The sequence below is a fragment of the Clostridium sp. UMB9555A genome (genome assembly GCF_030222355.1).
GTDB lineage: Bacteria > Bacillota > Clostridia > Clostridiales > Clostridiaceae > Sarcina > Sarcina perfringens.
In genome coordinates this window covers 1,043,666-1,050,824 of record NZ_JASORQ010000002.1, presented here as the reverse complement: position 1 = coordinate 1,050,824, position 7,159 = coordinate 1,043,666, and the positions used below count along the sequence as shown (strand labels likewise).

The following is a 7,159-nucleotide window of genomic DNA, read 5'->3' as shown; positions in this document are numbered from 1 at the left end:
ACGGAACCGAAGTACATGATTCCACGCTGCCAAGAAAAGCGTCTAGAGAGAGAAGTAGTGCCCGTACCGCAAACCGACACAGGTAGGTGAGGAGAGAATCCTAAGGCCGGCGGAAGAATTACAGTTAAGGAACTCGGCAAATTGACCCCGTAAGTTCGCGAGAAGGGGTGCCTACGAGAGTAGGCCGCAGAGAATAGGCCCAAGCAACTGTTTAGCAAAAACACAGGTCTCTGCTAAAGCGTAAGCTGATGTATAGGGGCTGACGCCTGCCCGGTGCTGGAAGGTTAAGGGGAACACTTAGCGCAAGCGAAGGTGTGAACTTAAGCCCCAGTAAACGGCGGCCGTAACTATAACGGTCCTAAGGTAGCGAAATTCCTTGTCAGGTAAGTTCTGACCCGCACGAATGGCGTAATGACTTGGGCACTGTCTCAACTGTAAATCCGGCGAAGTTGTAGTGCGAGTGAAGATGCTCGCTACCCGCGATTGGACGGAAAGACCCCGTAGAGCTTTACTGTAGCTTAGCATTGAGTTTTGGTATTGTCTGTACAGGATAGGTGGGAGACTAGGAAACCAGGGCGTCAGCCTTGGTGGAGTCAACCTTGGGATACCACCCTGACAGTACTGAAATTCTAACTGGCGGCCATGAATCTGGTCACAGGACATTGTTAGGTGGGCAGTTTGACTGGGGCGGTCGCCTCCTAAAAAGTAACGGAGGCGCCCAAAGGTTCCCTCAGAACGGTCGGAAATCGTTCGAAGAGTGCAAAGGCAGAAGGGAGCCTGACTGCGACACCCACAAGTGGAGCAGGGACGAAAGTCGGGCTTAGTGATCCGGTGGTACCTCGTGGGAGGGCCATCGCTCAACGGATAAAAGCTACCTCGGGGATAACAGGCTGATCTCCCCCAAGAGTCCACATCGACGGGGAGGTTTGGCACCTCGATGTCGGCTCGTCGCATCCTGGGGCTGAAGTAGGTCCCAAGGGTTGGGCTGTTCGCCCATTAAAGCGGCACGCGAGCTGGGTTCAGAACGTCGTGAGACAGTTCGGTCCCTATCCGTCGCGGGCGTAGGAAATTTGAGAGGAGCTGTCCTTAGTACGAGAGGACCGGGATGGACTGACCTCTGGTGTACCAGTTGTTCCGCCAGGAGCACAGCTGGGTAGCTAAGTCGGGAATGGATAAACGCTGAAAGCATCTAAGCGTGAAGCCAACCTCAAGATGAGATTTCCCATAGCGTAAGCTAGTAAGATCCCTTGAAGAACACAAGGTTGATAGGTCGGGGGTGTAAGCATGGTAACATGTTCAGCTGACCGATACTAATAGATCGAGGGCTTGACCAAATATAGTAAATTAAATATGTGCAATTTTGAAAGAACAAAGTTTTTTCAAACATCTGGTGATGATGTTCTTTAGGGTAACACCCGTTCCCATTCCGAACACGACGGTTAAGCCTTTAGAAGCCGATGGTACTGCACGGGAGACTGTGTGGGAGAGTAGGTGGTCGCCAGGTTAGTTTGGCCCCTTGGTCAAGCGGTTAAGACACCACCCTTTCACGGTGGTAACAGGGGTTCGATTCCCCTAGGGGTCACCATTAACTCGATAAGCATTGCTTATCGAGTTTTTTTTATTATAAATAAAATCACCTGCTATGCAGGTATTGGATAAAACCTTATAGCACCAATAAGAGATCTCTATCTTTAAGAAATAGTTTTAAACTTAAAAAATATATTTTTAGAGGTAATTAAAAATATATTGAAAATAAATAGATAGTTTAAATGAAGAAAACAAATCTATTTATTTGAAGCTTATATACTTAGTGTAAGTCACCAGTTTTAGAGCTGGTTATGACTGTGTAATTAGAGCATTTGCTATTTTAGTATGTTCATATAAACTTTAGAGAGATAAGAAAATATCTTTTTGTTAATTTAACGAAAACAACTTAATATAAGAGTTTATTGAAATTTACTTTAGATATATAAGAAATAATTTTGGGGTTAAAATGAAAATAAGTTTTCAGGAATTTGAGCTAAAAAGAAGGTTTTTAAATGGGATATAAGAAAATGAATTTATGTATATTTTTAATTAAGTGATTATTCTTAATTCTTTACAAATTGTGCACTAAAAGAATGAAGTTATGTATCTTCTTCATTTCAACCTTGTTAATAAAAGTATTTTTATGTAGAATATAATAACAAGGAATGTAGAAAAACATACTTTATTAAGTCATAAAAGGGAAAGTTATTAGCTTATTACATCTTTAAACTAGTTGTGAAAGAGAAGATAAATAAGTTTCACATAAAAAGGTATTAACTAATTATATCTTTAAGCCCTACTATTTAGTGGAAAATTTAAATTTTATGTTTTTATTAACTGAGAAATATTTAAGTTTTTTAGTAGATAAGGAATAAAAAGTTGATGAGTTATAATAAGAATCGATTAATATAAATTTCAATATAACTTAGGAATAAAAAATTGGTGAGTTATGAGAAAAACTCATTAGAGAAATTAAAACATAAACTTTAGGAACAAAAAATTTTTCTTGATTTATAACTAAGAGTAGAAGTTAAATAATATATGAAGAGGTTACTATAGATGAAGTACAATAGTGTTATTAGAAAAGCTATTTTTTTAAGAAGACCAAATAGATTTCAAGCTTATGTAGTTTTAGATGATGAGGAGTTATTAGTTCATGTCCCTAACACTGGAAGGTGTAGAGAGATTTTAAAAGAAGGATGTACAGTTCTTTTAAGAAAAGGAACTACTCCAAATAGAAAAACTCCGTATGATTTAATTGCAGCTTATAAGGGTGAGGTTTTAATAAATATAGATTCTCAGATTCCTAATAAAGTTGTAGAAGAGGCATTACGAAATAAAAAGATAGAAAAGTTAGTAAATTTTAATAATATAAATAGAGAAAAAACTTTTGGAAATTCTAGATTTGATTTTAAATTACAAGGTGATAATGAAAATACATACTTTTTAGAAGTAAAAGGGGTAACTTTAGAAGAAAATGGAGAGACTAGATTTCCAGATGCCCCAACTGAAAGAGGAAAGAAACACATATTAGAGTTGATTGAAATTAAAAAATTAGGAATGGGTGCAGGAATAATTTTTTTAATACAGATAGATAATGTAAATAAGTTTTCTCCTAATGATGAAACAGATCCTAAGTTTGGGGAAGCACTGAGATTAGCTAAAAAAGAAGGAGTAGATATCTTTGCATATAATTGCAAAGTTACTGAAGAAGAAATTGAGTTACTTAATCCTGTAGAAATAGTTTTATAAGTTTAATTTATATAATTGGAAAGTAGAAGCCGAAATAGCATAAGTTAAGGCATCCATTGTTATAAATTGAGTTTATAGAATTAAAAATATAAATATATGTAAAATATAAAACATGAAATATTAAATATTAAGTTAATATTAGGGGATTTAGTATTTAAAGTTAGAATTTATTATTTAAAGTTGAATTTATAGAAAAGATATGATAAGTATTTGAGAATATGAAAGGTGGTGAACTTTAGTTAGCTTAATTTATATATTACTATTCTTATCTAAAATAGCGAGTTTTTATAAGTTATAGATGGTGATTTTAAGAATTTACAGAAGGAAATATAGTTGCTTTACCTTAGAATCAGATAAATTTGAAATAAAAAATTATAGAAGGTAATATATTTGCTTTACTAAAGAAATTAATTATGAAATTTAAATATTGTCCGTTATGTGGTGAAAAATTAGAGTTAAAGAATAGCTGGGATGAGGGAATGATACCTTATTGTAGTAAACATGATATGATGTTTTTTGATTTACCTAAACCATGTATTGTTGTTGCTGTAATAAAAGGTGATGAAATAATTCTTCTAAAACAAAGTTATATATATGAAAATTCTAAAGTCCTTATATCTGGATATGTAGGTGTAGATGAATGTGCAGAGGAAACTGTTTATAGAGAGGTAAAAGAAGAAACAGGAATAACAGTTAAAGATATAAAATATTTAGGAAGTGATTTTGTACAAGGAAAAGAGTTACTTATGTTAACCTATTTAGCATATTATGAATCAGGAGAGATAGAGAAATCAACTGAAGTAGAAGGAGCTGCTTGGTACAATATAGAGGATGCTCTTTGTGAATTAAATGAGGATAGCATAGGAAAAAGAGTGGTAAAAAAAGTTTTAAAAGAAATAGGTTATGAAGGTACTAATGCATTTAGATGTGAAGGAAATAATTGTAATGTGTAAATTTTTTTATTAATAATTTTAATTTACACTATTGCATTATTTAAGATTTTTTAGTAACATTATAAACAATAATTAATATAATAAAAGCATAAATAATTTGAAAATAGGACCAAAGTAGAGGTGCCGTAATTAAGAGTAGTCATAAGTAGCTGACGAGTGTTTATGTATGATGAAAGGGATTATGGCCGAAGAGATATTAATGGTGATTAATATTTCTGGGTATATGTATAATATGCATATAACTGTCACTTTGAAAAAAGTGGAGTGCTACAAGGTACGCTAAGTTGCGATTAAGGCAGCAAAGGTGTTCCTTTGCTGTTTTTATTTATTGGAATTAAATGCCAGGAAAGTCGGTAGCTTTGCATACTTTTATACTCTGCCACTAAAAAAGTTTGTGGAGGGAAAAGATATGAAATTATTTGGATCAATGAAAGTAGAAGAAAATGAATTATATGTTGGAGGAGTAAAAGCAAGTGCTTTAAGCAAGGAATATGGAACTCCTTTATATGTTATTGATGAAGAGTTAGTGAGAAGCAATTGTAGAAGATACTATAATGCTATGAAGTGTGAAGAAAGAGGAAACAGAGTTACCTATGCAGGAAAGGCATTTATAAATATGTCCATGTGCAATTTAGTTAATGAAGAAAATTTATATTTAGATGTTGTTTCAGGTGGAGAGCTTTATACTGCTTATAAAGCAGGTTTCCCATTAGAAAGAATATATTTCCATGGTAACAATAAATCTGATTATGAAATAGATTTAGGAGTAAGATTAGGAATTGGAAGATTTATAGTTGATAATATTCATGAACTAGAAGTTCTTAATTCTATAGCTCAAGAATATGGAAGAGTTCAAAAAGTTTATTTGAGAATAACTCCTGGAGTAGAGGCCCATACCCATGAATATATAAAAACAGGTCAATTGGATTCAAAATTTGGATTCCCTGTAATTGGTGATACAGTTTATGACGCTATTAAAAGAGCAATGGAATTAGAGTATATAGAACTTAATGGATTGCATTGTCATATAGGTTCGCAAATATTTGACTTAGAACCTTTTGAAGATACAACAGAAATTATGCTAAATCTTATAAATGATATAAAAGAAACCTTAGGATATGAAATAAAAGAATTAGACTTAGGTGGAGGATTTGGTATATATTACACTGAAGGAGATAAGCCAAAAGAAATAGAAGAATATTGTACAGTTATAATAAATAAAGCTGATGAAATATGCAGAAAGTTAAATATGAATGTGCCTATATTAAGTATAGAGCCAGGAAGAAGTATTGTGGGTAATGCAGGATTAACTCTTTATACTGTAGGAGCTATAAAAGAAATTCCTAATATAAGAAAATATGTAAGTGTAGATGGTGGAATGAGTGATAATATAAGACCAGCCTTATACAGTGCAAATTATGAGTCATTAATAGCTAACAGAGTTTTTGATAATTCTAAAGAGATAGTTACTGTAGCGGGTAAATGCTGTGAATCAGGGGATGTACTTTTAAATTCCATAGAAATGCCTAGAATGGAAACTGGAGATATATTAGCTATAATGTCTACAGGAGCATATGGACATTCAATGGCTAATAATTATAATAGAATTCCTAAGGCGGCAGTTGTAAGTGTAAGCAATGGAATTTCAAAAGTTATGTGTAAAAGAGAGACTTATGAAGATTTGCTTAGAAATGAATGTTTTTAATTAATATAAAAGTTGTATAGTAAAAAAACTATACAACTTTTTTTATTAAAAGTATTTAGAATAATGTATTAAAGTATATAATAAAAGTGAAGGATAATAATGAATATAGTAGAATATAATTTTTTTAGAATTATATAAATTTATTTAATAAAATTAAGAATCAAAAATTATTTAATAAATTAGATTGTTTCAAAATATTACTATTTAAAAGTCAAAAATATTTAATAATGAAAGACATAAAAAAGACACAATAAGTTGATAAAATAATATTGAAATATTTATGAAACTTGAGGGAAAAAGTATGAATTAAAGTTTACAAAGTTATGGTAATTTATGATATACTTATACTTGATACTTTAAGATTATTAAAGGTAAAAAATTCTAAAATTAATGAGGAATAATTTTAAATTGAGTTTAAAGATTTCTCATACTAATATTCGGAGCAAGGAGTATAAAATGAAAAAAATAATAGTAGATAGAATAGAAGGACATTTTATTGTATGTGAAGATGAAAAAGAAAATATTTTAGAATTAAAAAAAGATGACGTAATAGGTGACGTAAAAGAGGGGGATGTTTTAGTTAAAGGCAAAGAGGGTAAGTTTTGCTTGGATAAAGCGCTTACAGAAAAAAGAAAAAAAGAAATAGAAGATTTGATGAAAGGTATGTGGGAATAGTAATGAGTTCTAGTAATACAAAGAATAAATCATTCTTTTTAGATTGGATTATACCAATTTTAGCAGCTTTACTATTAGCTGCTTTGATTCATCAATTTTTATTGTTTAAGATAAAAGTTCCTACAGGATCAATGATGCCTACAGTAGAGATTGGTGATCAATTATTTGTTACCAGAATATATAATCCTAATAATATCAAAAGAGGAGATATAGTCGTTTTTAATTCTGATGAATTAAAAGAACCACTTTTAAAACGTGTCATTGGATTACCAGGTGAGCATGTTGAAATAAAAAGTGATGGTTCAGTTTATATAAATGGAAATAAACTTGAAGAAGACTATGTAAAATATCAAGGTGGAAAAACTGATATGTCCTTTGATGTTCCAAGTGGAAAGTTTTTAATGTTAGGTGACAATAGAAATAATAGTGATGATGCTAGGTATTGGAGCAATCCTTATATAGATGGAAAAGACATAGAAGCAAAGGCACAGTTAACAGTATATCCTTTTGATAGAATAGGATTTGTAAAATAAACGTTAGAGAAGGA

General features: G+C 32.2%; 5 protein-coding genes, 1 tRNA gene, 2 rRNA genes and 1 riboswitch. All 8 genes read left to right on the top strand.

Translation table 11 applies throughout. The features are described from left to right. Positions 1-1,334: ribosomal RNA gene (locus tag QP548_RS10050) — 23S ribosomal RNA — on the top strand; the annotation flags it as partial. 52 nt (positions 1,335-1,386) lie between these two features. Then, positions 1,387-1,504: ribosomal RNA gene (rrf, locus tag QP548_RS10045) — 5S ribosomal RNA — on the top strand. A gap of 6 nt (positions 1,505-1,510) precedes the next feature. After that, a tRNA-Glu gene (locus QP548_RS10040) sits at positions 1,511-1,585 on the top strand. A gap of 1,001 nt (positions 1,586-2,586) precedes the next feature. Next, positions 2,587-3,279: a DNA/RNA nuclease SfsA gene (gene sfsA, locus QP548_RS10035; protein ID WP_061426512.1), complete on the top strand. Its 693-nt coding sequence runs from the start codon at positions 2,587-2,589 to the stop codon at positions 3,277-3,279. A 413-nt stretch (positions 3,280-3,692) separates the two neighbouring features. Continuing rightward, on the top strand, positions 3,693-4,232 hold the full coding sequence (locus QP548_RS10030) for an NAD(+) diphosphatase (protein ID WP_003448766.1): 540 nt from the start codon (positions 3,693-3,695) through the stop codon (positions 4,230-4,232). Positions 4,233-4,339: 107 nt separating this feature from the next. After that, positions 4,340-4,510, top strand: a riboswitch (Lysine riboswitch). 131 nt (positions 4,511-4,641) lie between these two features. After that, positions 4,642-5,937: a diaminopimelate decarboxylase gene (lysA, locus tag QP548_RS10025; protein WP_061426513.1), complete on the top strand. Its 1,296-nt coding sequence runs from the start codon at positions 4,642-4,644 to the stop codon at positions 5,935-5,937. A gap of 456 nt (positions 5,938-6,393) precedes the next feature. Beyond that, positions 6,394-6,612 (top strand): DUF3006 domain-containing protein, encoded by a 219-nt coding sequence (locus QP548_RS10020; RefSeq protein ID WP_003469642.1) that lies wholly within the window; start codon positions 6,394-6,396, stop codon positions 6,610-6,612. Between the two features lie 2 nt (positions 6,613-6,614). Further along, positions 6,615-7,145 carry a signal peptidase I gene (gene lepB, locus QP548_RS10015; RefSeq protein WP_061426514.1) on the top strand — a complete coding sequence of 177 codons (531 nt, stop codon included), beginning with the start codon at positions 6,615-6,617 and terminating at the stop codon, positions 7,143-7,145. Positions 7,146-7,159: the final 14 nt, after the last annotated feature.